This is a genomic window from Larkinella sp., from assembly GCF_965227735.1.
Lineage (GTDB): Bacteria > Bacteroidota > Bacteroidia > Cytophagales > Spirosomataceae > Larkinella.
The window spans coordinates 4,498,364-4,525,120 of sequence record NZ_OZ245776.1 but is presented as its reverse complement, the minus strand read 5'-3'; the positions used below and the strand labels follow the sequence as shown (position 1 = coordinate 4,525,120).

The 26,757-nt window shown below is 53.4% G+C and carries 14 protein-coding genes and 1 tRNA gene; 11 read left to right on the top strand and 4 right to left on the bottom strand.

Annotation, left to right across the window (positions count from 1 at the left end; genetic code table 11):
- Positions 1 to 51: 51 nt before the first annotated feature.
- The 8 genes from ACO064_RS17715 (at position 52) to ACO064_RS17680 (ending at position 12,479) form a co-directional block, all read left to right on the top strand.
- Complete coding sequence (locus ACO064_RS17715; protein ID WP_421828575.1) at positions 52 to 906, top strand: T9SS type A sorting domain-containing protein; 855 nt, start codon at positions 52 to 54, stop codon at positions 904 to 906.
- Between the two features lie 849 nt (positions 907 to 1,755).
- The gene (locus tag ACO064_RS17710) at positions 1,756 to 4,836 is read left to right on the top strand and encodes a glycoside hydrolase family 3 N-terminal domain-containing protein (protein ID WP_421828574.1); all 3,081 of its coding nucleotides are present in this window, start codon (positions 1,756 to 1,758) and stop codon (positions 4,834 to 4,836) included.
- Between the two features lie 72 nt (positions 4,837 to 4,908).
- Complete coding sequence (locus ACO064_RS17705; RefSeq protein WP_421828573.1) at positions 4,909 to 9,303, top strand: T9SS type A sorting domain-containing protein; 4,395 nt, start codon at positions 4,909 to 4,911, stop codon at positions 9,301 to 9,303.
- 47 nt (positions 9,304 to 9,350) lie between these two features.
- Positions 9,351 to 9,788, top strand: a complete 438-nt coding sequence (locus ACO064_RS17700; RefSeq protein ID WP_150878510.1) for a nucleoside deaminase — start codon at positions 9,351 to 9,353, stop codon at positions 9,786 to 9,788.
- 67 nt (positions 9,789 to 9,855) lie between these two features.
- Positions 9,856 to 10,464, top strand: a complete 609-nt coding sequence (locus tag ACO064_RS17695; RefSeq protein ID WP_114404350.1) for a superoxide dismutase — start codon at positions 9,856 to 9,858, stop codon at positions 10,462 to 10,464.
- 109 nt (positions 10,465 to 10,573) lie between these two features.
- Positions 10,574 to 10,649: transfer RNA gene (locus ACO064_RS17690), tRNA-His, on the top strand.
- An 81-nt stretch (positions 10,650 to 10,730) separates the two neighbouring features.
- Positions 10,731 to 11,378, top strand: coding sequence for a carotenoid biosynthesis protein (locus tag ACO064_RS17685; protein WP_421828572.1), 648 nt, complete (start codon positions 10,731 to 10,733; stop codon positions 11,376 to 11,378).
- Positions 11,379 to 11,600: 222 nt separating this feature from the next.
- Complete coding sequence (locus ACO064_RS17680) at positions 11,601 to 12,479, top strand: MerR family transcriptional regulator (protein WP_421828571.1); 879 nt, start codon at positions 11,601 to 11,603, stop codon at positions 12,477 to 12,479.
- Between the two features lie 54 nt (positions 12,480 to 12,533).
- Here ACO064_RS17680 and ACO064_RS17675 read toward each other — a convergent pair whose 3' ends face one another.
- Complete coding sequence (locus ACO064_RS17675) at positions 12,534 to 15,554, bottom strand: TonB-dependent receptor (RefSeq protein ID WP_421828570.1); 3,021 nt, start codon at positions 15,552 to 15,554, stop codon at positions 12,534 to 12,536.
- A gap of 429 nt (positions 15,555 to 15,983) precedes the next feature.
- Here ACO064_RS17675 and ACO064_RS17670 point away from each other — a divergent pair, with 429 nt between their 5' ends.
- On the top strand, positions 15,984 to 17,057 hold the full coding sequence (locus ACO064_RS17670; protein ID WP_421828569.1) for a mannose-1-phosphate guanylyltransferase: 1,074 nt from the start codon (positions 15,984 to 15,986) through the stop codon (positions 17,055 to 17,057).
- A 109-nt stretch (positions 17,058 to 17,166) separates the two neighbouring features.
- Here the strand turns inward: ACO064_RS17670 and thiL are convergent, their stop codons facing one another.
- Both thiL and ACO064_RS17660 read right to left on the bottom strand, forming a co-directional pair.
- On the bottom strand, positions 17,167 to 18,201 hold the full coding sequence (thiL, locus tag ACO064_RS17665) for a thiamine-phosphate kinase (RefSeq protein ID WP_138995072.1): 1,035 nt from the start codon (positions 18,199 to 18,201) through the stop codon (positions 17,167 to 17,169).
- Between the two features lie 92 nt (positions 18,202 to 18,293).
- Positions 18,294 to 18,740, bottom strand: coding sequence for a hypothetical protein (locus ACO064_RS17660; protein ID WP_138995073.1), 447 nt, complete (start codon positions 18,738 to 18,740; stop codon positions 18,294 to 18,296).
- Positions 18,741 to 18,868: 128 nt separating this feature from the next.
- On the opposite strand from ACO064_RS17660, the gene ACO064_RS17655 reads away from it, so the two are divergent.
- Entirely contained in the window at positions 18,869 to 19,123 is a 255-nt protein-coding gene (locus tag ACO064_RS17655) for a cytochrome b5 domain-containing protein (RefSeq protein WP_138995074.1), read from the top strand.
- Positions 19,124 to 19,144: 21 nt separating this feature from the next.
- On the top strand, positions 19,145 to 20,011 hold the full coding sequence (locus ACO064_RS17650) for an N-acetylglucosamine kinase (protein WP_421828568.1): 867 nt from the start codon (positions 19,145 to 19,147) through the stop codon (positions 20,009 to 20,011).
- 103 nt (positions 20,012 to 20,114) lie between these two features.
- Here ACO064_RS17650 and ACO064_RS17645 read toward each other — a convergent pair whose 3' ends face one another.
- Positions 20,115 to 26,474 carry a putative Ig domain-containing protein gene (locus tag ACO064_RS17645; RefSeq protein ID WP_421828567.1) on the bottom strand — a complete coding sequence of 2,120 codons (6,360 nt, stop codon included), beginning with the start codon at positions 26,472 to 26,474 and terminating at the stop codon, positions 20,115 to 20,117.
- Positions 26,475 to 26,757 lie beyond the last annotated feature (283 nt).

Sequence of the window (26,757 nt, the reverse complement as noted above, 5' to 3'; positions counted from 1 at the left end):
ATTTGACCTAGGTTTGCCGTGTTTTCTGACCGTAAAAACGAATAACGTACCATGTATATTCCATCTGTTATCCGCTACCGCTTCATCCTGGCTGCTTTGCTGGTTTGCGGTTATTCGGCCTCGGTGCTGGCCCAATCCGACACGAAAACGGATGCTGATAAAAACAGCGTCAACGTAAAAATTATTGAGCGCACCAACGCCGGAGAAGTCCGCGAACTGGAGCGCACCTACCGCCTGGACGGCCTGAAAGACGATGAGCGGGATGCGCTGGTCAACCGGCTGGTCGACTCGATCCGCACCAAACGGGGCAACAACAAAGGACAGATCACGATTGTGATTGACGACAACAGCGATTCACAGCATCGTCAAAACCGCAACTCCGACCGGATTACGAACCGTGCACAGCGCGAACGCGACCTCACGGCCCGGCGGCCCAATCGCGTCACCGGCCCAAATTCGTCCCACGGACCGAGCGAATTCCGGTATTACAAAGATGGAAAACTACAAAACCGGTACCGCTTCGATTCCGACTCGCTGGTCGACCGGCTGAAACGGTTTGAATTCCGGTGGCCGGAAAATTTCGCAGAACGCATGGAAGACTCGTTCCGCAGTTGGAGCTGGTCGCTCGACGACGATGTGAAAGCACCGACCATCCGCAATTTGCAGGTGTTCCCCAACAATCCGGAAACCAACCAGTTGAACGTTCGTTTCACGGCCCCGTCGAAGGGAGACATCCGCATCCGGGTGACAACGGCCGATGGTAAAGAAGTGGCGAAGAAGGATGTGAAAGACTTTTCGGGAAGCTACTCCGGACAGATCGATGTGGACAAAAAAGCCAAAGGCGTTTTCTTTGTCAACGTCACCCAAAACGATGATGGAGCGGTGAAGCGGATTGTCATTCCCTGATTTCACTCCACGGATCAGGTGATTTGTCGGACGCCGACGAAATTTCGTCCTTTCTTTCAGGTGGTTGATCGGTTGTTTTGAGCAGTTCACCTATTTTTACTGGAAAGATGGGAAAAAGACTGTCTATCTTTGGTTACCTTTTAGGGGAACGCACGTCTCAAAGTAAATTGGTTGCACCAGGTTTGGCAAGTCAATACCGTTCATCAAGAAATAGTACCGTTTACAAATTATTTTAGAAAAACAAGGTACTATGTATTGCAAGGTACAATAGAAAACCCATATCTTTGTAAAGAACTTAACAAGGGGCAAGCCCGTGAAGAGTATGAAAACTTTGGTAATTTTTTTCCTGTTGATTGGTGCCAGCCTGAATGTTTCAGCCATGGGTCATCCGCACAACCTGTTCTCTGCTCACCGCAAGGCGAAGCAGTACAAACCGGTTGTCTGCAAAACGACAACGGTTACCGATAAGCGTACCTTTACGAATTGCGTCAAGGTGGCTGCCCCTTCCGTTCTACAAACGTGGGTTGCAATACGGAATAAATTTCTTTAGGCCAGCATAGAATACCTTCCTCAAGGGTTAGCGGTGCCACGACTTCGGGTCGTGGCACCGCTTTTTTTTGTGGCACAGGAATTGCCGGTTAAACTGGAGTCGTTAACGGACAAAATCGCTCCTCCCGACCGGGAATCGCACCATTTCCGGCAAAAATATTTTCCTAAAAACCGTCGTTTTTTGAACAAATAGGCGGGGGGTTACGCGTTTTTATTAGGCATCTTTTCGTTAATTACTTAACTTTATCGTTTGAATGGAATAAACTGTACAACCTGACGTAACTGTATTTCTTAACCAAAATGCGTACTAAAGTTGTCTCTCGGGTAGTGTTGGCTTTGTTGTTGGCCGGTTTTTTGACAGCTTTTGGATGGGACCGTTCCGGATCGACCCGGCCTGTGTGGCACGGATCAGGCTGGCGGTATGCCTTCTCATCCACGGATCTGCTGGCTTCTTTTTCGAAGAAAGCCCCGGCACGCGTCGCGAAAGCCGAAGTCTGGCATCATAAAGTCCATGCGCATCCGGTGGAGGTGTGGGGTTCTGCCCCGCAGCAGACGCGGTGGGTCGACAGTGTGTTCCGGAGCATGACCCAGGAGCAGAAAATCGGGCAATTCTTCATGGTAGCGACGTTCTCGAACCGGGACGAAGCCCATTATCAATACATCGAAACGCTGGTCCGTCACTATAACATTGGCGGGCTGATTTTCTTTCAGGGTGGTCCGTACCGCCAGGCGGTTTTAACCAATCGCTATCAGTCAGCCGCCAACATCCCGCTTCTCATCGGCATCGACGGCGAATGGGGTCTCGGCATGCGGCTCGACAGCACGATGGATTTCCCCAAACAAATGACGCTGGGGGCGATTTATGATACATCGGTGATCTACCGTATGGGCGCCGAAATTGGTCGCCAGTGCAAGCGGCTGGGCATTCACATCAACTTTGCTCCCGTTTCCGACATCAACAGCAACCCATCGAATCCGGTCATCGGCAACCGCTCGTTTGGCGAATCGCGGGAAAACGTCGCCCTGAAAGCGTCGGCATACATGAAAGGGCTGCAACATACCCACGTGATTGCTACCGCCAAGCATTTTCCCGGCCACGGCGACGCCAGCAGCGACTCTCACCTCACGCTTCCGACCATTAACCGCTCCGTTACGCAATTAAATGACATTGATCTGTATCCGTTCCGCAAACTGATTGCGGATAGTCTGATGGGCGTTGTGACGGGCCACCTGCACGTTCCGGTGGTCGATAACACCCCCCGGCTGGCGGCTACTTTATCCGAAAAAATTGTTACCGACCTCCTGAAGAAAGAGTTAGGCTTCCGGGGTCTGGTCTTCACGGATGCCCTCAACATGGGCGGTATCGGCAAACTCCCTGCCGAAGAAATCAACCTGCGGGCGTTGATGGCGGGGAATGACGTGTTACTTTACCCGGAGAATGTTCCCGATGCCGTTCACAAAATCGCGGAAGCGGTTGAAAAAGGGCGGATTTCGCAGGAATTGATTGACGAAAAGGTCAAGAAAATTCTACGCGCCAAATACTGGACGGGTTTGAACAAATACCAGCCCATCCAACTCGAAAACCTCAGCCGCGACCTGAATTCGTCGGAAGCGCAGTTGCTCAAACAGGAACTTTGCGAACAAGCCGTTACACTGGTCAAAAATACGAACAACGTCCTGCCGGTTCATTCGCTCGATACGCTGCGGATGGCGTCGATCTCGATCGGCACGGACTATGGCAACGCGTTCCAGAAAATGTTGGGACGGTATGCCCCTTTCAAGCAGATTACCTACGGCGAAAAACCGTCGGGTGACCACAACGTTGAAGAAATGCTGACGCAGGTGGGCGATGCCAATCTGGTGGTAGTCAGTTTCCACCGGATGAGTCCGTCGGCCAAGTGGAGCTACGGCGTCACCAACGCGTCCCTGAATCTGATTAGCCGGTTGAAACAAAAAGGCGTTCGGGTGGTGGTTTGCGCCTTCGGGCCAGCCTATGCCCTTCGCCCGTTTATCGGAACAGAAGCCGATGCGGTTTTGTGTGCGTATGAAGACGGCGAAGAAATGCAGCGCGTGGTTCCCCAGATTATTTTTGGGGCGGTTCCGGCCAAAGGCGTGATGCCGGTCACCATCGGCGAATGGCGCATCGGCAACGGACTGCTGACCGCACCCAGCCAACGGCTGGCCTACAGCCTGCCCGAAAGCGTCGGAATGCGCTCCGGGCAGTTGCGGCACATTGAAACCGTCGTTCAGAAAGCCATCCGCGACCGGGCCTTCCCCGGCTGCCAGGTGCTGGTGGCGCGGAAAGGCAAGGTGGTTTTTGATAAAAGCTTCGGTACGCTGGCCTACAACAATGCCGAGCGCGTAACCGACGAAACGTTATATGATCTGGCTTCGCTCACAAAGGTGCTGGCAACCCTCCAGGCGGTGATGCTGCTGAACGAACGCGGAGCCATCGACCTGAACCAGAAAGTAGCGTATTATCTGCCCGAATTTCAGAACAACAGCAAACGCAACATGACCGTCAGCGACGTGTTGCTGCACCAGACCGGTTTACCGGCGGGTTTGTCGCGGGCCATCGAACGGTCGAAAGCGCCGGGCATGTCGAGTTTCCGTTCCACCCGCGACACGCTCTATTCGTTGCAGGTGGGTCCGAATCTGTTTGCGCCCCCGGCCCTGCGCGATTCGATCTGGCAGTGGATTGTTCGGACGCCCCTGACCAACCGCGTTGATGAAGCCGGCCGGTACAATTATGTTTACAGTGATTTGAGTTTTGTGATCCTGCAAAAGCTGGTCGAGCGGGTGGCCCAACAACCGCTGGATGGGTTTTTGGATTTAAACCTATACAAACCCCTGGGCATTTCAACGCTTTGTTTCAATCCGCTCCAGTGCCACCCGAACTGCCGGATTGCACCCACCGAGCAGGATACGTATTTCCGCAACTCCCTGTTGCAAGGCACGGTTCACGACCAGTTGGCGGCTTTGCAGGGCGGTTTATCGGGCCATGCCGGTCTCTTCGGCGATGCCAACGATATTGCCAAAATCCTGCAAATGAACCTGCAACGGGGAAATTATGGAGGAAAACGGTATTTGATGCCCGGCACCGTACCGCTTTTTGTCAAAACGCAAAGCGACCGCAGCCACCGCGTGCTGGGGTGGGATAAACCCGAAGTCGACGGCAACAGTGTGTATCATGCCACGCAGGTATCGCCCCGCTCTTTCGGCCATACGGGCTTTACCGGAAATGTGGTCTGGGTAGACCCCGACTACGACCTTGTCTTCATTTTTCTATCCAATCGCGTCAACCCCAGCGCAGGTAATACCCTGATCAATACCCAAAAAATTCGCCGACAAATTCACGAGATTATTTATCAGTCGATGTAATTTGTATTTTTGGGTAAATATTCTGAATAATACGAAGTTAAAAGACTTCTCCTCTTCTTAATCTGGTTCCGTATGAATAAATCATTACGTCTGTATTGGCTTCTGCTGGTTGTGGTTTTAGGAATTTTTGGGAGGGCATCAGCCCAGACGATTACAACGGGAGCCGTGTCGGTGTCGGCGGTATGCGCCGGAGGAACCATTTCCGTTCCTTTTACGACCTCCACTGCCTCGGGGACTTTCGCTACCGGGAATCAATTTAAAGTTCAGTATGCCCCTTCAACAGGCACTACCTTTACCGACATCGGAACCGGCACCACAAGCCCCCTGACCGGTACCATTCCTGCCAGTGCCAATGGAACCGGTTACCGCGTTCGGGTGGTATCGACCAGCCCGGCGGTTAACGGAAGCGTCAGTGCCACCCCCTTAACTATTACTGCCATACCGGCTGCGCCGGGGACAGCCGACATTGCCTATTGCGTAGGCACAACACCAGCCTCTCTGACTGCTACAGCCAGCGCAGGCGCCACCCTGAGATGGTGGGGAACCAGTGCCTCCGGAGGAAGTTCTACACCAACGGCACCCACGCCTTCTGCGGCTTCCGCTGGAACGACCACCTATTATGTGAGCCAAACAATCAACGGTTGCGAGGGACCACGGGGAGATATTACCGTTACGGTTAGTGGTGTTCCAGCCGCTCCGACCACCGGAGCCGCACCGGTTTATTGCCAGAGTTCTCCCGCGTCTCCACTAAGTGCGACGGCAACCGGCGGTGCCACGCTGAATTGGTACGGCACCAGTCAAACCGGCGGAACCGCTTCTTCCATTGCTCCGACACCGTCGACGGATGCCGTTGGCACCGTTACCTATTACGTCAGCCAGTCCATCGGAACCTGCGAAGGTCCCCGAACCGGCATTGTGGTCACCGTTACGGCCAAACCGGCACCTCCAACCGTCGTCACTCCGCTTTCGGTTTGTCTCGGTACGCCGGTTCCTGCTTTATCCGCTACCCCAAGTGGCAGTAACACGCTGAGTTGGTATGGAACCAATGCAACAGGAGGAGTTGGGTCAACTACGGTTCCAACGCCTTTAACCACAGCCGCCGGTACCACCAATTATTACGTTAGCCAGAAAACCGCTGGCGGTTGCGAAAGCGACCGTGCGGTGATTGCCGTTACCATTAAAGCCGCACCAGCCGCTCCCGGTGTCAGTGCCCTCAGTTTTTGCCAGACTGCTCCTTCATCCGCATTAACGGCAACTCCATCCAATGGAGGAACGCTAAATTGGTATGGCACCAGCCAAACCGGCGGGACCGCTTCTGATACCGCACCAACACCACCCACGAGCGCAACAGGAACAACAACGTATTACGTCAGCCAAACCGTCAGCGGCTGTGAAGGACCACGAGCTGCGCTGGTTGTAACGGTCAAAAGTGTGCCAGCCGCCCCTGGAACCACTACACCTCCCGCTTATTGCCAGGACATTACGGCTGCTGGTTTGGTTGCGACACCCAGCTCTGGTGGCACGTTGAACTGGTACGGAACCAATCAAACCGGTGGGACCGCTTCGGGCGTTGCCACCATACCAACGACAACTACGGCCGGTACCACCAATTATTACGTCAGTCAAACCGTCAACGGCTGTGAAGGGCCACGAGCCGCCATTGCCGTAACCGTTACCCCCAAACCCGCTGCGCCAGCCGTTGCAACCTCCTTTAGCTATTGCCAGGGAATCGTGGCCACACAGCTATCCGCAGTGGTCAGCAGTGGAGGAACCATAAACTGGTATGGCACGAACGCAACCGGGGGAACCGCCAATGCGGTGGCACCGATTCCGTCAACGACGACGCCCGGAACAACGATGTATTACGTCAGTCAAACCGTGGGTGGCTGCGAAAGTAACCGGGCCAGTATTGCCATAACGGTTTACGCCACCCCTACCGCTCCCGGTGTTACGCCCCTGTCGGTGTGTCAAAATCAGCCGACAACGGCCCTGACGGCAACCGTAGCCGGGGTGGGTGCCTTAAAATGGTATGGTACTGCGGCTACCGGCGGAACCGCATCAGACACCGGACCAACACCACCCACGAGTGCAACCGGAACAACCACGTACTACGTCAGCCAGATCATCAATGGGTGTGAAGGGCCGCGGGCGGCATTGCCCGTAACGGTAAAACCGCAACCGGCAGCTCCTACGGCGGGTGCGAGTCTCAGCTATTGTCAGGGTTCACCGTCGGTTCCGCTGTCGGCTTCTTTCAGCACGGGCGGCATTGCAAACTGGTACGGAACCAGTGCCACGGGCGGTACGGCTTCGATGAATGCCCCTACGCCATCGACGAATACGGAAGGATCTTTTACCTACTACTTTAGCCAGACTCTGGCGGGGTGCGAAAGCGAGCGGGCTAACGTAGTCGTTACCGTCAAAGCAAAACCGGCGGTTCCAACTACGCAGGACATTCGGTATTGCCAAAGCGAACCTTCGGTTCCGTTAACAGCCGTGCCTGAAGCCGGTGGATCGTTAAAATGGTACAGTACGGCTTCGGGACCGTCTTCATTGACTGCCGCTCCGACTCCCAGTACACAATCTCCGGCGGATTTCACTTTTTATGTGAGTCAAAACGGGGCCAACGGTTGTGAAAGTGACCGGGGTTCGATCAAAGTCAAGATTTTCCCGACTCCCGCCGTTCCCGGCGTCCCCACGCTTCCTGAAGTTTGCCAGAACACGGCATCCGTCACGTTAGCCGCTAACGGCCAGGATTTAAAGTGGTATACGGCACAAACCGGCGGTTCTGCTACGGGCACAACTCCCGTCCAAACGACCAATACCCCCGGAACGTTTACGTTTTACGTCACGCAGACGGTCGATCTGTGCGAAAGCCCCCGGACTCCGGCTAAAGTCGTTGTTAAACCGCAGCCAGCCCTGCCGGGTGTAGAAAATAAAACCGTTTGCCAGGATGCGCCGGAACAATCTTTGGCGGCCACCGGCGAAGCCCTCAAGTGGTTTGATGCCACCGGAACTGTTTTGGGAGGAGCCCCAAAACCAACGACCAACGTCGAAGAACAACTGGTAATGACATTCAGCGTCACGCAAACCAGCAACGGCTGTGAAAGTCAGAAAGCACCGGTAACCTACACCGTCAACGTCACCCCCAAACCAACGGTTGTTACGCCGGTTATTTACTGCCAGAATGCCACCGCCAAACCGCTGGAAGCGACGGGTCAGAATCTGAAGTGGACCAATCCCTACGGCGGGGTAACGACTACCGTACCGGTTCCACCGACCACCAACATTTCCACCAAACCCGAAGGAGACTCGTATTTTGTGACGCAAACCGGTGCCAATGGCTGCGAAAGCCGGAAGTCCGAAATCAAACTGATTGTCAACGCCCCCCCCACGGCGAAAATTGAAGGCACGACGACGGTGAACCTGGGCAATACGGTTCCGGTGACGATCTCATTCACCAGCGTTCCGCCGTTTAGCTATACGCTGTCGGACGGCACCAGCGGCAAATCCGAGACCAATCAACAGGTAATCAATCTGTTGCCAACGAGCAAGACCACCATTTACCGGGTAACCAACATCACCAATTCCTGCGGGGCCGGAACGCCCGTTGGAACGTTTACGGTCAATGCCGTTGTTCCGACCGTTACAACCAGCCCGTTGTCGGTCACCACGATTTGTGTCGGTACGCAAATTCAGGTTCCTTTCACCGCGGTCGGGCCTTTCACCGCCGGGAATACATTCCGGGTCGAGATGGCCCCCGTTGCGGATACGGCTTTTATCAACAAAACGGAGATTCTGACCGGTGCCCTGCAAAGCCCGATTACGGCCCCCATTCCGACCACACTGGCGCAGGGATTATACCGGATACGGGTTACGGCGACCAACCCGCAGGTGCCGGTGCCGGGCAGCAGCAGTCCAACCATCCTGAACATCCGCGCACTGCCAACCGTTACGCTGACGGGTTCGAAAGACATTTATGACAACGAAGGCACCCCGCTTTCCTTTGCCCTGACGGGCGACGGTCCCTGGACATTTGCGTATTCCGACAGCCTGAAAACGACCCAAATCACAACCAGCACCAACCCGCATCTGATTACGGTAACGCCGGTTAAATCGACGACCTACAAAGCGGTTTCGGTATCGAACGGTTGTGGGAATGGTACGGCGACGGGAACGGCCATTGTACGGGTGCTGCCCGTGCTGGGTCTGGAGCCGGACCCGCTCATCACCGCCGTCAAAGTGTTCCCGGTTCCGACCGCAACCATCCTGACCATCGACATCGACCTGCCCCTGCAAAAAGACCCCGCGAAACTTCAGTTGTCGGACGAAACCGGTCGTATTTCCAAACAACTGACGACCCGGCAACGCCAAACCAAACTGGATTTGAGCCAGCAGGCTGCCGGTACCTATTTCCTGCAAATCCAGATTGGCAACCGGACCACGGTTCGGAAAATTATGAAACAGTAACTTTTGGTCGGGCTACGAAGGTAGTCTGACCAGAAACGTTCCGGCGGATGTTCAACGACGAGTACTTCATGGGAATGGCCCTTCAACAGGCGGAATATGCGTTTGAGGAGGGCGAAATTCCGGTCGGTGCTGTCGTGGTATGCCGAAACCGGGTTATTGCCAAAGGCTACAATCAAACCGAACGGCTGACCGACGTAACGGCCCACGCCGAACTGCTCGCCCTGACGTCGGCCGAACAATTTCTGGGTTCTAAATACCTGACCGATTGCATCTTGTATGTTACGCTGGAACCTTGTCCAATGTGTGCGGGCGCGTTGTTCTGGGCGCAAATTGGACGAATTGTTATTGGTGCTCCCGATCCCAAAAGAGGGTACTCGAACGTAAAACCGTCGCTGCTTCACCCCAAAACCCGGCTCACGACGGGCATTTTGGCCGACGAAAGTATGCACTTGCTGAGTAACTTTTTTCGAGGCTTACGAACATAAATGAAAAAGTCGCTGTTATCGCGTTTGACAACTTTTATGTATGTCTAACCTTATAACAAATCATAATATGGCTTTTGAATTAGCTCCCCTGCCTTATCCGAGCAATGCGCTGGAACCCAACATCGACCAACAGACGATGGAAATTCACCACGGCAAGCACCACAATGCGTATGTGACCAACCTCAACAATGCGGTGAAAGGCACCGAATTGGAAGGCAAGTCGATCGAAGAGCTGGTCGCCGACATCAGCAAATATCCGGTGGCAGTTCGGAATAATGGTGGAGGCCATTGGAATCATACGTTTTTCTGGGGCATTCTGTCGCCCGACGGCGGTGGTGAGCCCACCGGCAAACTGGCCGAAGCCATTACGCAGAAGTTTGGTTCGTTCGATGCGTTCAAAGAAGAATTTACCAAAGCCGCAACCACGCGTTTCGGTTCGGGCTGGGCGTGGCTGATCGTTACAGCCGACGGTGAACTGGCCGTGACCTCAACGCCGAATCAGGATAACCCACTGATGGACATCGCCGACGTAAAAGGTACGCCCATCCTCGGTCTGGACGTGTGGGAACATGCTTACTACCTGAAATACCAGAACAAACGCCCCGACTACATTGCCGCCTGGTGGAACCTGGTCGACTGGAAAGGTGCCGACGACCGGTATACGAAAGCGGTTTAAGAAACGATGATGAATGATGGCTGATGAACGATGGATCGCGTTTGCGAATAAATTTTCATCGCTCATCATTCATCATTCATCATTTTTTATTACTTTTGCGTCATAATACGGAGGATGTAGCTCAGTTGGTTAGAGCGCCAGATTGTGGTTCTGGAGGTCGCGGGTTCGAGACCCGTCTTTCTCCCTCCCGATGGCCCTGTTTTTGACAGGGCCTTTTTTACGCCTTTTTGCTTCGTTTTTTGATCCTTTCACCCAGCAACTCCGTCATGCCCGATCGATTTTACCGCCCCGTGCTGACGCTCCTCATTCTGGCCTATACTGCAGGTGTCATCGGGTTGCAAACGCCTTCGCTGGCTCCGCTCTTCCGCAGCCTCGTGCCGTATAACCTGCTGGGCTCCCTGCTGCTGTTGCTGGCGTTTCATACCGACTGGAAACCGTCTTTCCGGTTTTACTGCATTCTGGCCATTTTATGGGGTTTTCTGATTGAGGTGCTGGGCGTGCATACCGGTTTTGTGTTCGGCAATTACGTCTATGGTGAAACGCTCGGCTGGAAGCTCTGGGACGTTCCGGTTGTCATTGGCATCAACTGGCTGATGCTGACCTATTGCTGCGGGGTAATTTGCGATGCCTTGCCGCTCCGGGTGTACTTGAAAACGATTGTGGCGGCCTTGCTGATGGTGTTGCTCGACCTTCTGATTGAGCCGGTTGCCATCCGTCTCGATTTCTGGAACTGGTTCGAAGCCGATATCCCGATCCGAAATTACCTGGGCTGGTGGATCGTGTCGCTGATCATACTTGGCATCTGGTACGGTTTACCCTTTCGAAAAGAAAACCGTCTCGCACTGCCATTACTGATTCTCCAGTTTCTGTTTTTTGCTGCCATGAATCTGGTATTCTTCCTGACTAAACCATAAACATTTCCAGTCACCAGTGGTTATACAGAATTGAGCGGTGTTTATTCAATATCCGATTATTACAATTTTTAGTCTCCTGAGATGTTAATATATTAACAATCTTTGGTATCTTGTCCCTGGTTTTATAGGGTTTAATTTGATTGAATTGCACATAATGACGCTTATACGTCGCTTGTTTTTCAAATCAAATGGCTTAGGTCAACTATAATTTGTACAATTCCCATGAGTAATTACTCAATCAAGGATCTGGAGCAGCTTTCCGGAATCAAAGCCCACACGCTTCGGATCTGGGAACAACGTTATAATATTATTTCGCCCAAGCGGACAGACACCAACATCCGCACCTACGATGACCTGGATTTGAAACTGGTCCTCAATATTTCGCTCCTGAAAGACCACGGTTTTAAAATCTCCGAGATTTCCAAAATGTCGCTGAGCGAAATGACCAATGAGGTCATGACGATTTCGGATCGCAAGCTCAATTACCCGGATCAGATTCACGCCCTGACCATTTCGATGATCGATCTGGATGAAGATCGGTTTGAAAAAATAATCAGTACCAATATTCTGCAGTTTGGCTTCGAAAACACGATGATCTACATCATCTATCCTTTCCTCAGCCGCATCGGTACGCTCTGGGTGACGGGTTCCATCGGCCCGGCGCAGGAGCATTTCATGTCGAATCTGATTCGCCAGAAAATCATCGTTGCCATCGACGGTCAGGTGAACAAACAACACCCATTGGCTAAAAAATACCTGCTTTTTTTACCGGAAGGCGAGTTACATGAAATCGGGTTGTTGTTTGCCAATTATGTGATCCGGGCGCGGAACAACAAAGTGATTTATCTGGGCCAGAGTCTGCCGTTCAAGGAGCTGGAATTTGCCTACAAATTGCATAAACCGGACTGTATCTTCGCGTCCATTACGTCGTCGCCCAGCAACCACGAGGTGCAGCCGTATGTCGATAAATTAGCCAACGCTTTCCCGGACGCTCACCTGTTGTTTACGGGGTATCAGGTGGTTGGTCAGGATATTCGCACTTCGCCCAACACCACGATCGTCAACAACGCCGAGGATCTGATTCGCATCGCCGGTACCTGAAAAAGCAGACAGCCCTGACGTGACTGCCTGGCGGTATTTCTTCCTGCCAAACTTTTAGCGATTCATCAGCTCGTCGAACGTCAGCGAAACGTAGTACATGCCGCCCACACCTGGATTGCCCCAAGCCTGGGTATACAATTTTCCCAGCACATTCGTACCGCCCACTTTCAAAACCGACCTGATCCCCGGAATGCGTTTGCTCACCTGCGCGTCGAGCGATCCGAATGCGGGAATCTCGGTTTTCCGGAGCAGCGTCGCTTCAGGATTGGCAAAACTCGATTCCCACAAAAACGAATCCTGGTGCCGGAAAACAATGTTAAACCCAAAACCGCTGTTGCGAAGGTTGCGGTTACTCACCGACAGATTGTAGCGGTATTTGGGTGAATTAAAGAAGGTCACAAAACCGGTCGGCAATTTGTCACGATCTGCCAGCGCATTGTATGCCACATTGCCCCCTACGACGAAATTACCGGGCAGCAAATAATCGGCACTGACGGCCCAGCCGTGATTTTTCACCTGCACCGGCGCATTGACATAAAAACCGTAGGTGGTTCGTGTGGTACTGCTCAGAAGCTGCAGCAAAGAGGCCGGGTTGTCGACCGTGGCTGGTTGCGTACCCTGAATGGTAGCCTGAATCCCTTCAAAATTCAGGAAGCGGTTGTAATAATAATAGGCATCGATGAATAACTTATTTTTGATAAGCGCCTTATAACCAATCTCGTAGGTCTCCACCCGCTCCGGATCCCACTGGGCATCCTTGTAGCGTTGCAGCAATTGAGACGCCTGCGACAAGGCAGTTCCTTTTTGCAGCGCATCACCGAAGGCCCGAACCGACTCCAGTGTATAGGCCGGATTGGTTCCAAAATTATACTTGTCTCTGAACTGCTTCAACCCGCCAATCAAGTGACTCGTGGGCGTGTTTAAATCGATGTACTGCGACTGCGTTGTCGGAATCCGGAAACCGCGCTGAAACGACGCCCGAATGTTGTGGGACTTGGCCAGGGTCAAAACTGCCGACAAGCGGGGGCTGAACTGCCCCTTGAAATTGCTGTTTTTATCGTATCGAACCGAACCCGTCAGCTTCAGGATTTCGGCCACGGTTTTGGAAGCCTGCGCGTAGCCCCCGAACTCATTGATTCGATACTCGTTATTGTTTTCGTCGAGCGCAAAAATGGTTCCGCTGGAATTCAGGGCGTATTGGCGGTAGTTACCGCCCACCAGAATTTCCACCATTTTCGGATCGATCAGCTTGGTGAAATTGTACATAAACTCCCCGTGGTAGAGGTTCGTTTTGTCCATAAATTTCGCCCCGAGGTTGGGCAGCGAGCCGGGCAGCGGCCGCCCCGTCACTGTCGTCAAAGCCTGGTTGAACTGATCAGTCCCCGGCAAAAACCGCCCCTGATCGGCGGTGGTGCGGGCGGTGGTGTGCAAGGTGCCGGAAACCGCATTCACGGCACTCAATGCCGTCTGGTAGGCCGTGGCCGGATTGGTGGCCAGCGCCTGCTGAAGCGCCGTACTGAAGGTCTGCAAAGCGCCACCAGCGTAGGCGAAAGCATACTGCGGGAACCACGATCCTACTAAATTGCTCTGGTCCAGGCTGGGTTTCCAGGCTTCGTTGATGCCCTGCCCCAAAAGTCCGATGGAAAACGAATCGCCGGAACGTTCCTGGGTCGTATAGCCCCGAATGAAAAAGTTAGAGCCCTTCAATTCGACTTTGTACTGACCGATGCTGAATGCTTTGATATAAAACCGGTCCTGCCCCGTGTAGCCGGTCGTTCCCGTTCCCCAGTTGCCTTGCACAATGGCCTCCAGGTTGTCATTGATGCGGTAATGCAACGCGCCATTGAGTTTCAGGCTGCTGACTTTGTAGTTAATCAGGTCACTTTCGTTGTAGCCCGTTCGGGAAACCGTTACGTTGGGCAACAGCACATCGTTGACGATCTGCGTAGCCGGAATATTGGTAGCCGCCGAAAGTTGGTTGACGCCCCCGATGATGCGGGCCAGATCCGGCGAAATCAGGGCGATCTGAGCGACGGGAAGCGGCAAAAGCTGCGCCACCGTGCTTTGAAAAGCATTTAAATTGGCACTGGCATCACCGTAAATATTGATGCCGTCGTACCCCGGGTTGTTCTGGCGGTTGCCATTTCCCAGCGAAAAACCGTTCGCAAAACTCTGGTCACGGGTATCGGTGGCCTGCCAGTCGGTAGCACTAATGTAGGAAGCACTGAGCTTGAAAGCCAGCCGGTTGTTGAATGCTTTGGCGTAGCGAATACCCGCGTCGTAGAAAGGCGTGGTGGCCGTACTGCGGTTGCTGGCCGACATAATACCGGTTTTGGCATACGCGCTCAAACCCTGGTACTGAAACGGATTCTTGCTCGTCATCAGCAGCAAACCGTTGATCGCGTTCGGGCCGTAGAGTGCCGAAGCCGCACCGGGCAGCAGTTCGACGCTTTCGACGTCCAATTCTGAGATACCGGCAATATTGCCAACCGAAAAGTTCAGCCCCGGTGCCTGGTTGTCCATACCGTCGACCAATTGCACCACCCGCGTGTTGCCGTTGGCACTAAACCCCCGCACGTTTACCGACCGGAACATTAAACTCTGGGTGCTCATGTCGACACCTTTCAGGTTGAGCAGGGCATCGTAGAAGGTGGCAGCTGGTGCTGATTGAATGGTCCGAATGTCCATTTTTTCGACCGAAACCGGCGATTGCATCACACTTTCTTCCACCCGCGACGCCGATACGATCACCTCCTGCCCCAGCATCACCTGCTCTCTGAGTTCGATTTTCAAGTCCGACTGGTTGCCAACGGCGATCTCCCGGGTTTGAAAACCCACCGACGAAACCACTACCGTCAACGGCCCCGAAGCTGAGGTCGTTAAAGCAAATTGCCCTTTGGCATCAGTGATTGTACCCGCCACCGTTCCCTTTACGGTGATGCTCACCCCAATCAGGGGCATTTTGGTGTTACTCTCGGTTACTGTTCCTGAAATTTTTGTTTGCGCAAAACAACTTATGGTAACCAAGAGAAAAAATCCAACGAAAAGGGCAAGTTGCGTACTGCTTTTTTTCATAATCACGGCCAGTTAAACAACGGTTCATACGTTCCGGGAAAGGGAACGGGAGAAAATTACAATAAATGCTAAAAATTAGCACAAACCCGTGATTAAATTGTTAAATTATTATTCAAACCATTGAATATCAGTTTATTATAAAAAAATAAGATCCTTTTTGTGTAAACCGGCTTTACCCTGAAAACCAGATTGATCCGTATACGTTCTTCACGGGTTTTTAACCATTGCCCACCCCGCAGTGCTCATTTAACGAAATCATGACCTTCATCCAGGCGCGTTAATTTTGCGATTGCGTATATTTGTCCGATAATTCGATTTGGTGTTTCGATAAGAAAGTCCCGTCTTAACTAACTTTTTTACGCATTCCTTGTAGTTTAGGAACCCCTTCTTCAATTTAGAGGGTTAATCCCATACACAGAATTCTTCACTATGAACCATACGTATGTCGTTATCATGGCTGGCGGAGTCGGAACTCGCTTCTGGCCGTTTAGTCGTACCAACAACCCCAAGCAATTTCACGACGTTCTTGGAACCGGCAAGTCGCTCCTGCAGCAAACCGCCGACCGCTTCGAGGGAATTTGCCCGAAAGAGCATATTTATATTGTGACCAGCGCCGAGTATCAGCAACTGGTGAAAGAACAACTTCCGTATCTCAGCGACGATCAGATTCTGTGTGAACCTGTCCGCCGGAATACCGCTCCCTGCATTGCCTATGCAGCCTATAAAATTGCCCGGCAAGATCCTGAAGCCAACATGGTCGTTGCACCGGCTGATCATATCATTCTGAAAGAAGAGGAATTCCGCGACACAATCCGGATTGCGCTGGCAGCCACGGCCACCCAGGACATTCTGGTTACCCTCGGCATCCAGCCCAGCCGTCCCGATACCGGTTATGGCTACATCCAATACATCCCCGACTCGGACAATCAGGGCAGTAAAAAAGTGAAGACATTCACCGAAAAACCGCATCTGGAGTTGGCCAAACAGTTTGTAGAAAGTGGTGAATTTGTCTGGAATGCCGGAATTTTCGTCTGGAATGTGCAGGCCGTTCGTAAAGCTTTTGAAAGTTACATGCCCGAAACGGCAGAGATTTTTGCCGAGGGCGACGAGTGGTATTTCACCGAAAAGGAGCATTCGTTTATCAACAAAGCCTATTCGCTATGCAAAAATATCTCCATCGACAACGGTATTATGGAAAAAGCCGACAACGTTTATGTCGTGCTGAGTGATTTTGGCTGGTCGGATTTGGGAACGTGGAAGTCGCTGTATGAAGTATCCGAAAAAGACGAAAATGAAAACGTCACGGATGGCACGCACATGCTCTACAATACCAACAACAGCATCATCAAAACACCCAAGGGTAAGCTGGTCGTTATCAGCGGCTTAGAAGGTTACATCGTCGCCGAATTCGACGGTGTTCTGATGATCTGCCCCAAAGATGAAGAGCAAAAAGTGAAAGAATTCGTGGCCGATGCCAAGAATCATGGAATACACTTTGTGTAGTTGAAATGAATAAATATCGAATACTGAAGGTTGAATATCGAATATTGAAGTAAAGAGGCAGCGCCATTTCGACATTCGTTATTCAACATTCAATATTCGATATTCCCTTTTAAAAGTGTTTCCACCCCTGCGCCTTAATCTGCGTATATTGCCCGGCTTTGGTGGCCAGCAGAATCGATTCCGGTTTGTCGGTGAGATAGCCGATGGGCGTGATGCGGGCGTGGTTTTTTAGTTTCTCGAACTCCTGCGGACGAATCGTGAACAGCAGTTCGTAGTCTTCTCCACCATTTAGAGCCGCCGTGATGGGACTGATGTTCAGCTCGGTAGCGGCCAGATACGTCACATCGTCGATCGGCAGGTTTTCGTCGAAAATAACCGCCCCGGTTTTGGATTGCGTACAGATGTGAATCAGTTCCGAAGCCAGGCCGTCCGACACGTCGATCATGGCCGTTGGCACTACACCCAGATCCCGGAGTTCATACACAATGTCGGTGCGTGCGGAAGGCCGAAGCTGCCGTTCCAGCACATACGATTTGTCTTCGCTGATTTCGGGCTGCATGGTGGGATCGGCCAGAAAAACCTGCTTTTCCCGTTCCAATAACTGCAATCCGCAGAAGGCCGCTCCCAGATCGCCCGTCACGCAGATGACGTCGTTGGGCTGGGCGGTATTGCGGTAGGTGATTTTATCCCGTTCTACCCGGCCCGTTACGGTTACCGAAATAACCAGTCCCGAGCGCGAGGAGGTGGTGTCGCCCCCAATCAAATCGACCTGATAGGCTTCGCAGGCGGCTTTGATTCCTTCGTATAACTCCTCCACGGCTTCGACCGAAAACCGGTTGCTGAGGGCCACACTCACCGTGATTTGCAGAGGGATTCCGTTCATGGCGGCAATGTCGGATACGTTGACCGCAACGGCTTTGAATCCCAGGTGTTTCAGGGGCGTATAGGCCAGATCGAAATGAACGCCTTCCAGCAGCATGTCGGTAGAAAGGAGCCAGTAATCCGGTCCGCCGGTATCGATCACGGCCGCATCGTCGCCAATTCCGCGTACGGTTTCGGGCTGGGCGGTTTGCCCAAATGCCCGGTTGATGCGATCGATCAGGGCAATTTCGCCCAAAGAATCCAGTTCGGTTCGTGTATTCATACAGATACTAAAGCAAAAAAGCCGCTTTCGGTTCGAAAACGGCGAAATATACGGAGCAATTCCCGCTTGATACCAAGCGGGAAGGTAATGATCTATGGATTGGCCAGGGTATACTTGTTGGTGGTTCCGCCGGTTTTGCGGTCTGCCGTCGTCCGGGTCAGTTCCAGGGAGGTTTCGGTGGCCGTGCCGATGTTGAATTCAATAGTTGGGCCATCGGTTGGTGCTGGGCTCAGGCTTTTCAGAATGAGCTTGGTGTCTCCCTGCAATTCGTATTGCCCGGTCGATGTAAACCCATCGACCTGCTTGATCACCACGGTTGGCGGGTTGCTCAAATCCAGCGAATATTGCGAATAGCCCGGCTTGACATTGCTGGTTCCGCCTTTGGTATAAACCACCACGTTGTTTTCCTCCACTTTTTGCGCCGTCCAGTTTTTCTTGATCCGGTCCGAAAGCGGGGTCGTCTTGTCTTTGTTGCAGCCGGTTAAAACCGCAAACAAGGTCAACACGGCAACAAAGGCGATTGGTGTAGTTTTTTTCATAAAACGTAAAAATTTAAAGACGCGACTGTGTTCATTAGTAAGCGGTTAAAGTTAAGTGTTTTTGCGAAATCCCTGTATAAACTTCTCGGTAAAGTTGCATTTTTGCCGACTGAACTGTTTAGAAGTCCATGAATGTTGGCAAAGAGGACACGCTGAAAGAATACACCCGCTCGCAACTCGCGCTCCGAAACGGCTCCGACCGCGACGAAATCTGGTGTGCGTATCAGGGTATTATTTACGACGTATCGCCAAGTCGGCTCTGGCGAAACGGAAAACATTACGAACACTGGGCCGGTCAGGATCTTACCGACGAACTGCCCGATGCGCCCCACGGTGAATGGGTGTTTGGGCGTTTCAAACCGGTCGGAAAATTAATCAGTTAACCAGCAACTCACAGTCCGAATATGATCCTCATCGCAGACAGCGGCTCCACCAAAACCGATTGGCGAACCATCGACACCACCGGCCGGGTAGACCAGGCCCGCACCATTGGCTTTAATCCCTATTACCAGGACAGTGCCGCCATTGCTGCCGAACTGCAAACCAGTTTGTTACCAACCATTCAAGAAACGGTGACGGACGTTTTTTATTACGGAACCGGCTGCAACAGCGAAGAATCGTGCGGGGTGGTCGAGAAGGCCATTCGGGCGGTTTTTCCGGATGTGCAGAACGTGCAGGTCAGCAGCGATTTGCTGGGAGCAGCCCGCGCCCTGTGTCACCACAACGCCGGGATTGCCTGCATCCTCGGAACCGGCTCCAATGCCTGCCTCTACGACGGACGCGACATTGTGCAACTGAGCGGTTCGCTGGCGTTCTGGCTGGGCGACGAAGGCAGTGGCGGGTATCTGGGCAAAACGCTGGTGGTCCGGTATCTCCACGACCAGCTCCCGCCCGAATTAGCGGAAAAATTCCGGAAACGATACCCCAAAGTCGACCGGTTGACGGTTTTGGATCACGCGTATAAACAACCTTTTCCGAACCGGTATTTTGCGTCCTTCTCCAAATTTCTGTTCGACAACCGGAGTCATCCAGTCGCGTATCAGATGGTTTACGACGCCTTCAGCCTGTTTTTCGACACCTACATCCGCAAATTTGCCGATGCCAAAACCCTGCCCATTCATTTCGTCGGCTCGGTGGCCTTTTATTACAGCGATATTCTGCGGCAGGTGGCCAATGACAAAGGTCTGACCGTTCGGCACATTCTGGAAACACCCATCGCCGGTTTGACGCTCTATCACCAGGATGCCGCGTCGCTGTTATCCGAAAAGTAAAGTTGCTCAAAACCGCTTGCTACAAAATACAAAAGCGACTGAAAATCAGTCGCTTTTGTATTTTGTAATCTTTTCTCTCTTGTCTACCGTCTTTCTTCTCAATCTACTGCTTCAAAACCTTGATCACTTTCAACACCCCGTTGCCATCGTCGACCCGCAGGAAATACAAACCGGTCGGCAGTTGCAGCGTTTTGACGTTGAGAACGGCCTTGCGCTGAACAGTATTGATCGTATTATCCTGCAACTCCCACTGGTTTCCGGTTGTTGACGAGAGCGAAAACCGGTAAGGAGCTGGCTCGGAAGACGGCAGGGTCAGGTTGATTTCTTCCCGAACCGGGTTGGGATACACCAGCCACGCGTCACCTTCGGTTTCGGCATTGTCTGTGATGCTCTGAACGGCGATCCGGCCACCGCCCGGTACGAACGAGAAGGCGATGTTTTTGGTAATAATCGTTTCCCCGCTGCCATTGGCACCCGTGAAAGCTGCCAGCCGAAGCACGTAAGCACCAGTCTGCGGTTTAAAACCGTCGTCGTCGCCGAAGAGGCCAAACGGTGTCTGGTTATCAACGTAGTTGTTCTGCGAAGTACCCGTCAATTCGAAGGAAATACTGCCCACCGGCACGTTCGAGGTACAGAAGAAATTGACCCGATCCGGCAAGTTGGCAATCCCGATCGAGCTGTTGTTGAGCAACTCCTGAATAACCTGGCGGGATGCTGCGTTGCCGGCTTTCATCAACTGAACCGTTAACTGAGGCTCCCGAACCGTGAGTTTGAACGTAATGCTGCTGCTTTTCTGGTCGGTTCCGGTGCTTTTTACCGTTACGATAAACTCCCCGGCCGTTTGCGGTTTTCCGCTCGAAGTCCGGTTGGCCGCGTTGTAGGTAATGCCATCCGGCAAACCGGTCACCTCAAGCTGAACCCCGGCTCCCGCTTCCGGCAGCGTGAACGTGTGGAACAGCCCTTTGGTGATGATCTGGTCGCTGATGGGGCTTTTGCCGTCGGCGCAGGCCGTAGTGTAGGTGTATTTAACCACTTTCTGGCTTTGCCGGGCTTCAATATCGAACGTGCTTCCCTTCCGCATGGTGAGGTAAAGCGTGTGGGTCGAGGTCGTCGTCCAGTCGGTCACACCAACGGCCCGGTATTCGATCAGCGTGTTGTCACCCCCGCTGGTGCGGAACGTGATTCGGCCGGTTTGGCAATCGTAGTCCGGTGCCAGCACAACCAGAGCCGGGCTGGTCGGGGTGGTGGGTGTAGTCGCGGCCGGATTGACCGTCAGCGTAATCTCGATGCTGGTTTTGGCATTCTGATTATCGGTAGCCGTGTAGGTCAGTTTGTAGCTACCGGCGGTGGTCGGGGTGCCGCTCAGGCCCCGGCTGTTCACATCGAACGACAATCCAGCCGGTTGGCCGCTCAGCGCATAGGTCAGCGTGTTTCCTTCCGGATCGGTGAAAACCGGCAACTGCGTCAAATAGGCGATATTCACCGTAGCCGTCAAACTCAGCGGGGCTGGTGCCACCGGGGGTTGATTGGTAGTCGGCGTGGTTGGGGTCGTATTGCCGGTGCAGGTCAGGGTCTTGGGCGAACCTTTCAGCAGATACGTGGTTCCCTGAACCCGCGCCCAAACCGAGTAAGTCTGGTTATTTTTCAGTTCATCGGCCGTATTCCAGAGGTAGCCGTGGCTGCCGTTTCCTTTGCCATTGTCTTTCAAATCCTGACGGAACACGCTCGCTTCGGAGGTGCCTACCAGTTTGGCGGATTCCAGCGTGCTGCCCACCAGAAATTCAAGAACCAGGGGTGTGTTGGGCCGGTTGGCGTCCCAAACCCAGCCGGAAATGTTCTGACAACCCACCAGATCCAGATAGCCTTCAAAGTTTCCGCTCACCGGGCTGGTGGGCGTGGTCGGAGTCGTTGGCGTGGTGGCGGCTGGATTGACCGTCAGCGTGATCTCGATGCTGGTTTTGGCGTTCTGATTATCGGTAGCCGTGTAGGTCAATTTGTAGCTGCCGGCGGTAGTCGGGGTACCCCCTACTCCCCGGGTCTGGCGATCAAATTGCAAACCCGCTGGTATTCCCGTCAATTCATACGTCAGCGTGCTTCCCTCGGGATCGGTGAAAACCGGCAACTGCGTTACATACGCGGTATTGACGGTAGCGGTTAAACTCGACAGAGTCGGCGCAACCGGGGGCTGATTGGTAGCCGGTGTGGTGGGTGTGGTTGGCGTGGTCGGATTGCCGGCGCAGGTCAATGTCTTGGGTGACCCTTTCAGCAAATAGGTTGTTCCCTGGATCCGGCCCCAAACCGAGTAGGTCTGGTTATTTTTCAGTTCATCGGCCGTATTCCAGAGGTAGCCGTGGCTTCCGTTGCCTTTCCCTTTGTCTTTCAAATCCTGACGAAACAGGTTTGCCACGGTGGTTCCGACCAGTTTGGCCGATTCCAGCGTACTGCCCACCAGGAACTCGATCGTCAGGGGCGCATTGGGCAGGTTGGCATCCCAGACCCAGCCCGCGATGTTCGCACAGCTCACCACATCCAGAAATCCTTCGAAATTACCCGTCACCGGGTTCGTTGGTGTGGTTGGAGTCGTTGGCGTTGTAGGCGTGTTTCCACCCGAACCGGTAACCGTCAGCGTAATCTCAATGCTGGTTTTAGCACCCTGGCTATCCGTTGCCGTATACGTCAGCTTGTAAACTCCGGGAGCCGTCGGGGTTCCACCAAATCCCCGGGTCTGGCGATCAAATTGTAAACCCGCTGGTATTCCCGTCAATTCATACGTCAGTGGTCCGGCGTCGATGAATACCGGCAAAATCGTCAGGTAAGCCACGTTAGCCGCAGCGGTTAAGGTCGATAGACTCGGTGCCACCGGCGGTTGATTGGTCGTTGGATCCGTCGGCGTTGACGTACCGGTGCAGGTTAGCGTCTTGGGTGAGCCTTTTAGCAAATAGGTCGTTCCCTGAACCCGCGCCCAGATCGAATAAGTCTGGTTATTCTTCAGATCTTCCGGAACATCCCAGCGATAGCCGTGGTTGCCGTTGCCTTTGCCACTGTCTTTCAAATCCTGACGGAACAGGCTGGCAACCGTGGTTCCGACCAGTTTGGCGGATTCCAGCGTGCTGCCCACCAAAAACTCAATCGTCAGGGGCGTATTCGGCTGGTTGGCATCCCACACCCAGCCCGCGATGTTCACACAATTCACCACATCCAGGTAGCCCTCAAAACTCCCATTTGTCGGATTGGTCGGTCGGGCAATGACCAGCAGATTGAAAGCCAGCGATCCCATTTCGGTTCCTTTGTCATCCGTAGCCTTGATGGTCAGACGCGTCGCACCGGTTTTGGCAGGCGAACCCGAGATGATCCGGTTTGCCGCATTGTATGTCAACCCATCCGGTAGTCCGTTAACCACATAGCTAACACCGGCACCGGCATCGGGCAGGGCATACGAATACGCTTCTCCCACGTAAATGGTCTGGTCGGCCAACGTCGACGAACCCGGTGGTGAACAGGTCGTCGTGTAGGTATAACTCACTTCACGGTCGCCCTGGCGAGCCAGCAACCGGAGTTCCGTTCCGCTCAATTGATTAGCCGCGAGCGTAAACGTCGGATTGGTGTTCCAGTCGGCAAAACCCGGGATCGAATAGGTCAGGGCGCTCCCGTTTCCGCCTTCCGTGCGGAGCGTGATTCGTCCCGTCTGGCAGTTCAGCGTGGGCGCAATCATCACCAGGGGCTGGGAGGCATTCTCCCGAATGGTGATCACAAAAGCATCTTCAGCCTTGCCGCCCCGCTCGTCGGTAACCGTAATGGTCACGGTGGTTGCACCGGCTTTGGTTGGGGTGCCCGAAATGGCCCGGGTGTTTTTATCAAATGCCAGTCCTTCGGGTAAAGCACCGGCCGCCATCACGACGGTTGTTGAGGTCTGAAAGGTTTCCGTCGGAATTTTCAGAATCAGAAACTGGCCGATCGGATACGACTGGTCGCTGATCGGTTTGGCAACCGTTGGCGGCTCATAGCCTTTGCAGGGCGTTGTGTAGGTAAATCTCACCTCTTTGCCACTCTGACGGGCCTGAATATCGAGGGTAGAGCCATTCCGGAGCCAGGGCGCTACGGTGAAAGTGCTGTTGCCCGTCCATTCCGTAATACCGGCAGCCCGGAACTCAACCGCCGTGCCATCGCCCCCGCTCGTCCGGAATTTGATTTCGCCGGTCACGCAATCCATGGTTGGCTCCAGAATCACCAGTTGAGACGTCGAACTGCCGTTGTTGATGGTCAGCCGGAATTCGGTCGTTACACTGGCCCCCTTGTTATCGTTGGCTTTCACTTTCACCGTAACCGTACCGGCCGTAACCGGTGTCCCTTTAATGGTTCGGCTATCGGCTTCGTACGCAAAGCCGTTGGTCAGTCCCGACACTTCCAGGCTCGTAATCTGGCCATCCGGATCGGTGAAGGTTTCGTTCGGAATGGTGTAGTTAAAACTCTGGCCAACGGTGGCGGTCTGGGCCGGAATGGTTCGGCTGACCACCGGTGCTTTATTGACGTCGTCCTGTTTGGTAATGGTCAGTTTGAAACTCGTCGAAACGCTGGTTCCTTTGTCGTCGGTGGCTTTGAGCGTAATGGTCGAAACGCCTTCGTTGGTCGGTTTTCCGCTGATCGTCAGCGTTTCGGCGTTGTAGGAAAGTCCGCCCGGCAGATCCGATACATTGACACTGACAATCCGGCCATCCGGGTCCTTAAACGTTTCGTCCGGAATCCGGAACGAATAGTCCAGCCCAACGAGCGCCGTACGGTCCTGAATCGGTTGCGAAACCACCGGTGCCTGGTTGGCATTCGGCCCCTGCACGGTAATCTGGAACTGCGTCGTTACCGGCGAATTCTTATTATCAATAGCCCGAACCGTCACCGTGATCGTACCCGTGCCGTTGGGCGTTCCCGAAATCGTGACGCCGTTGGCCGACAGCCCCAGGGCGGGCAAGCCGGAGGTAACTTCTACTTTAGTGATCGAACCGTCCGGATCTTCGAAGGTGGACGGCGGAATGCTGAATTCAAACGGTTTTTCTACGTAAGCCGTCTGGTTCGGAATGGTCTGCCGAACGCGCGGATCCTGGTTGGCATTGTCTTCCAGCCAGTCTTCGTTGATGGTGATGTTAACGGCCCGGCGTCCGTTCTGAAAATATTGCCTCGACCACTGGTCACCAGCGCGGCCCTCGGGGTCGGAGACGTCGTCTCTAACCATCGATGACAGTTTGTAGCTGGTGCTGCTGGCGGGTTGTACCTGCGTAACCGGCTGCGTGAGCAATCCCCGGCTAACGACCTGCTGAATTACCTGGTTCAGTGCCGGGCGGGCGTCCCAGCCCGCAAAGTTAGCAAGCGTGACCATCCGGGCACCGTGTTCGAAACTTTCGGCCACCTGATCATAAAAACGTGAAACCGGCACACTGGCCTGGTACATTCCATCCACTTCATTACAGATCCAGGCTCCCGGCCGAACATTGCTCCGGGCCACATCAATCGAAAAGCGGTGATTGTAGTCGGGTCCATCGTTGATTTTAAGGCCATCCGAGTTCTGACCCAGATTTTTGAAAGCGAACGTCGACCGCAACCCGCTCTGGCGATCCCAGACGCAACCGTGCTGGTTAACCACCTGAATCGATCCGTTTACTTCTTTGATGGTCCGCGTCGTTTCATCCAGAAACCGCTTCAGCATGAGGTGACGGAAAACGTACCAGTCTTCCCCCCAGCGTCCGCGGCCAAATGAGATGTAGGGGTCACTCTGGTTGTAGGGCGTTGGCGTAACCGCGTCCCAGCGGCTGAAGTCACTTCCCCAGCGCCGGTTTAACGCATCGAGCGAAAACCGCCCCTGTAACCACTGCCGGAACCCCTGTTTCATGGGCTCGCTGTAGTCGAAGGGAATGGGGTAGGTCGAGTCTCCGCGTTGGTTCCGGGGCGAATATTCCGCTTCCTGAATTGGGGAAGCGGTGGCCGACATAAACAGCAGTTGATCCTGATCCTGCAGATACTGGTAATGCTGCGCCACCTGCCGAACAAAATCCTTGGCGAGTTCAAGCGTGGGCTGGTGGGCAAAACTAAACTGAACAGCCCCCCCAAAATTCATGACCGTGTTGTCGGCGGCCACCATGGCTTCAGAATTGGAATAGAATCCGCCGAGCGATTGTGGTTCGCGGGCCAGGTGAATCCGGATGGCGACCTTCATGCCCATCCGAAGTGCCGTATTGACGTGAGAATCGACAACCCGCCAGTTGGGAGCGCTGTTGCGGCTGGTATACACCTTGTCCCAGTGTACGGAAATTTCGGCGGCATTACAGCCCATCCGGCCCGCATTTTCAATTATTTCATCGTCTTTCGACGGGTCGGTTTCGTAGTTGAAAACCACAATGGCCAGGTAACGCTGGCGTTCCGGGATTTTGGGTGCTGAAGCCGGACGGGCCGACGGCTCAGTTCCGTCATTCGCCATTGCGTTCGTGTACACCAATCCGAAAAGCAACAAAAAACAAGTAAAGATTAAAGTCAAATTCCTGATCATCAGTGCGATGGGCTATGTTTCACTTAATTTTTCAGCTTGATAAGGATACAAAAAATCTTAGATACGGGGGAAATCCACGTATTCTCACGATTCGTACTCATCAATGGCTAAGTTCGGTCTGTCGATTTCAACGAGAGCAAATCTCTGTACGCATTGACCGAATGAGTTGATTTGATTACCAGACCAGCTATCGTTTAGCTGGCTGTAACTTGGT

Excerpts from the sequence above, each read along its gene's own strand:
- ACO064_RS17715 (WP_421828575.1), top strand. The coding sequence starts at position 52 with ATGTATATTCCATCTGTTATCCGCTACCGCTTCATCCTGGCTGCTTTG.
- ACO064_RS17645 (WP_421828567.1), bottom strand. The coding sequence starts at position 26,474 with ATGGCGAATGACGGAACTGAGCCGTCGGCCCGTCCGGCTTCAGCACCC.
- thiL (WP_138995072.1), bottom strand. The coding sequence starts at position 18,201 with ATGAATACACGAACCGAACTGGATTCTTTGGGCGAAATTGCCCTGATC.
- ACO064_RS17710 (WP_421828574.1), top strand. The coding sequence starts at position 1,756 with ATGCGTACTAAAGTTGTCTCTCGGGTAGTGTTGGCTTTGTTGTTGGCC.
- ACO064_RS17660 (WP_138995073.1), bottom strand. The coding sequence starts at position 18,740 with ATGAAAAAAACTACACCAATCGCCTTTGTTGCCGTGTTGACCTTGTTT.
- ACO064_RS17650 (WP_421828568.1), top strand. The coding sequence starts at position 19,145 with ATGATCCTCATCGCAGACAGCGGCTCCACCAAAACCGATTGGCGAACC.
- ACO064_RS17700 (WP_150878510.1), top strand. The coding sequence starts at position 9,351 with ATGTTCAACGACGAGTACTTCATGGGAATGGCCCTTCAACAGGCGGAA.
- ACO064_RS17685 (WP_421828572.1), top strand. The coding sequence starts at position 10,731 with ATGCCCGATCGATTTTACCGCCCCGTGCTGACGCTCCTCATTCTGGCC.
- ACO064_RS17705 (WP_421828573.1), top strand. The coding sequence starts at position 4,909 with ATGAATAAATCATTACGTCTGTATTGGCTTCTGCTGGTTGTGGTTTTA.
- ACO064_RS17670 (WP_421828569.1), top strand. The coding sequence starts at position 15,984 with ATGAACCATACGTATGTCGTTATCATGGCTGGCGGAGTCGGAACTCGC.
- ACO064_RS17655 (WP_138995074.1), top strand. The coding sequence starts at position 18,869 with ATGAATGTTGGCAAAGAGGACACGCTGAAAGAATACACCCGCTCGCAA.
- ACO064_RS17680 (WP_421828571.1), top strand. The coding sequence starts at position 11,601 with ATGAGTAATTACTCAATCAAGGATCTGGAGCAGCTTTCCGGAATCAAA.
- ACO064_RS17695 (WP_114404350.1), top strand. The coding sequence starts at position 9,856 with ATGGCTTTTGAATTAGCTCCCCTGCCTTATCCGAGCAATGCGCTGGAA.
- ACO064_RS17675 (WP_421828570.1), bottom strand. The coding sequence starts at position 15,554 with ATGAAAAAAAGCAGTACGCAACTTGCCCTTTTCGTTGGATTTTTTCTC.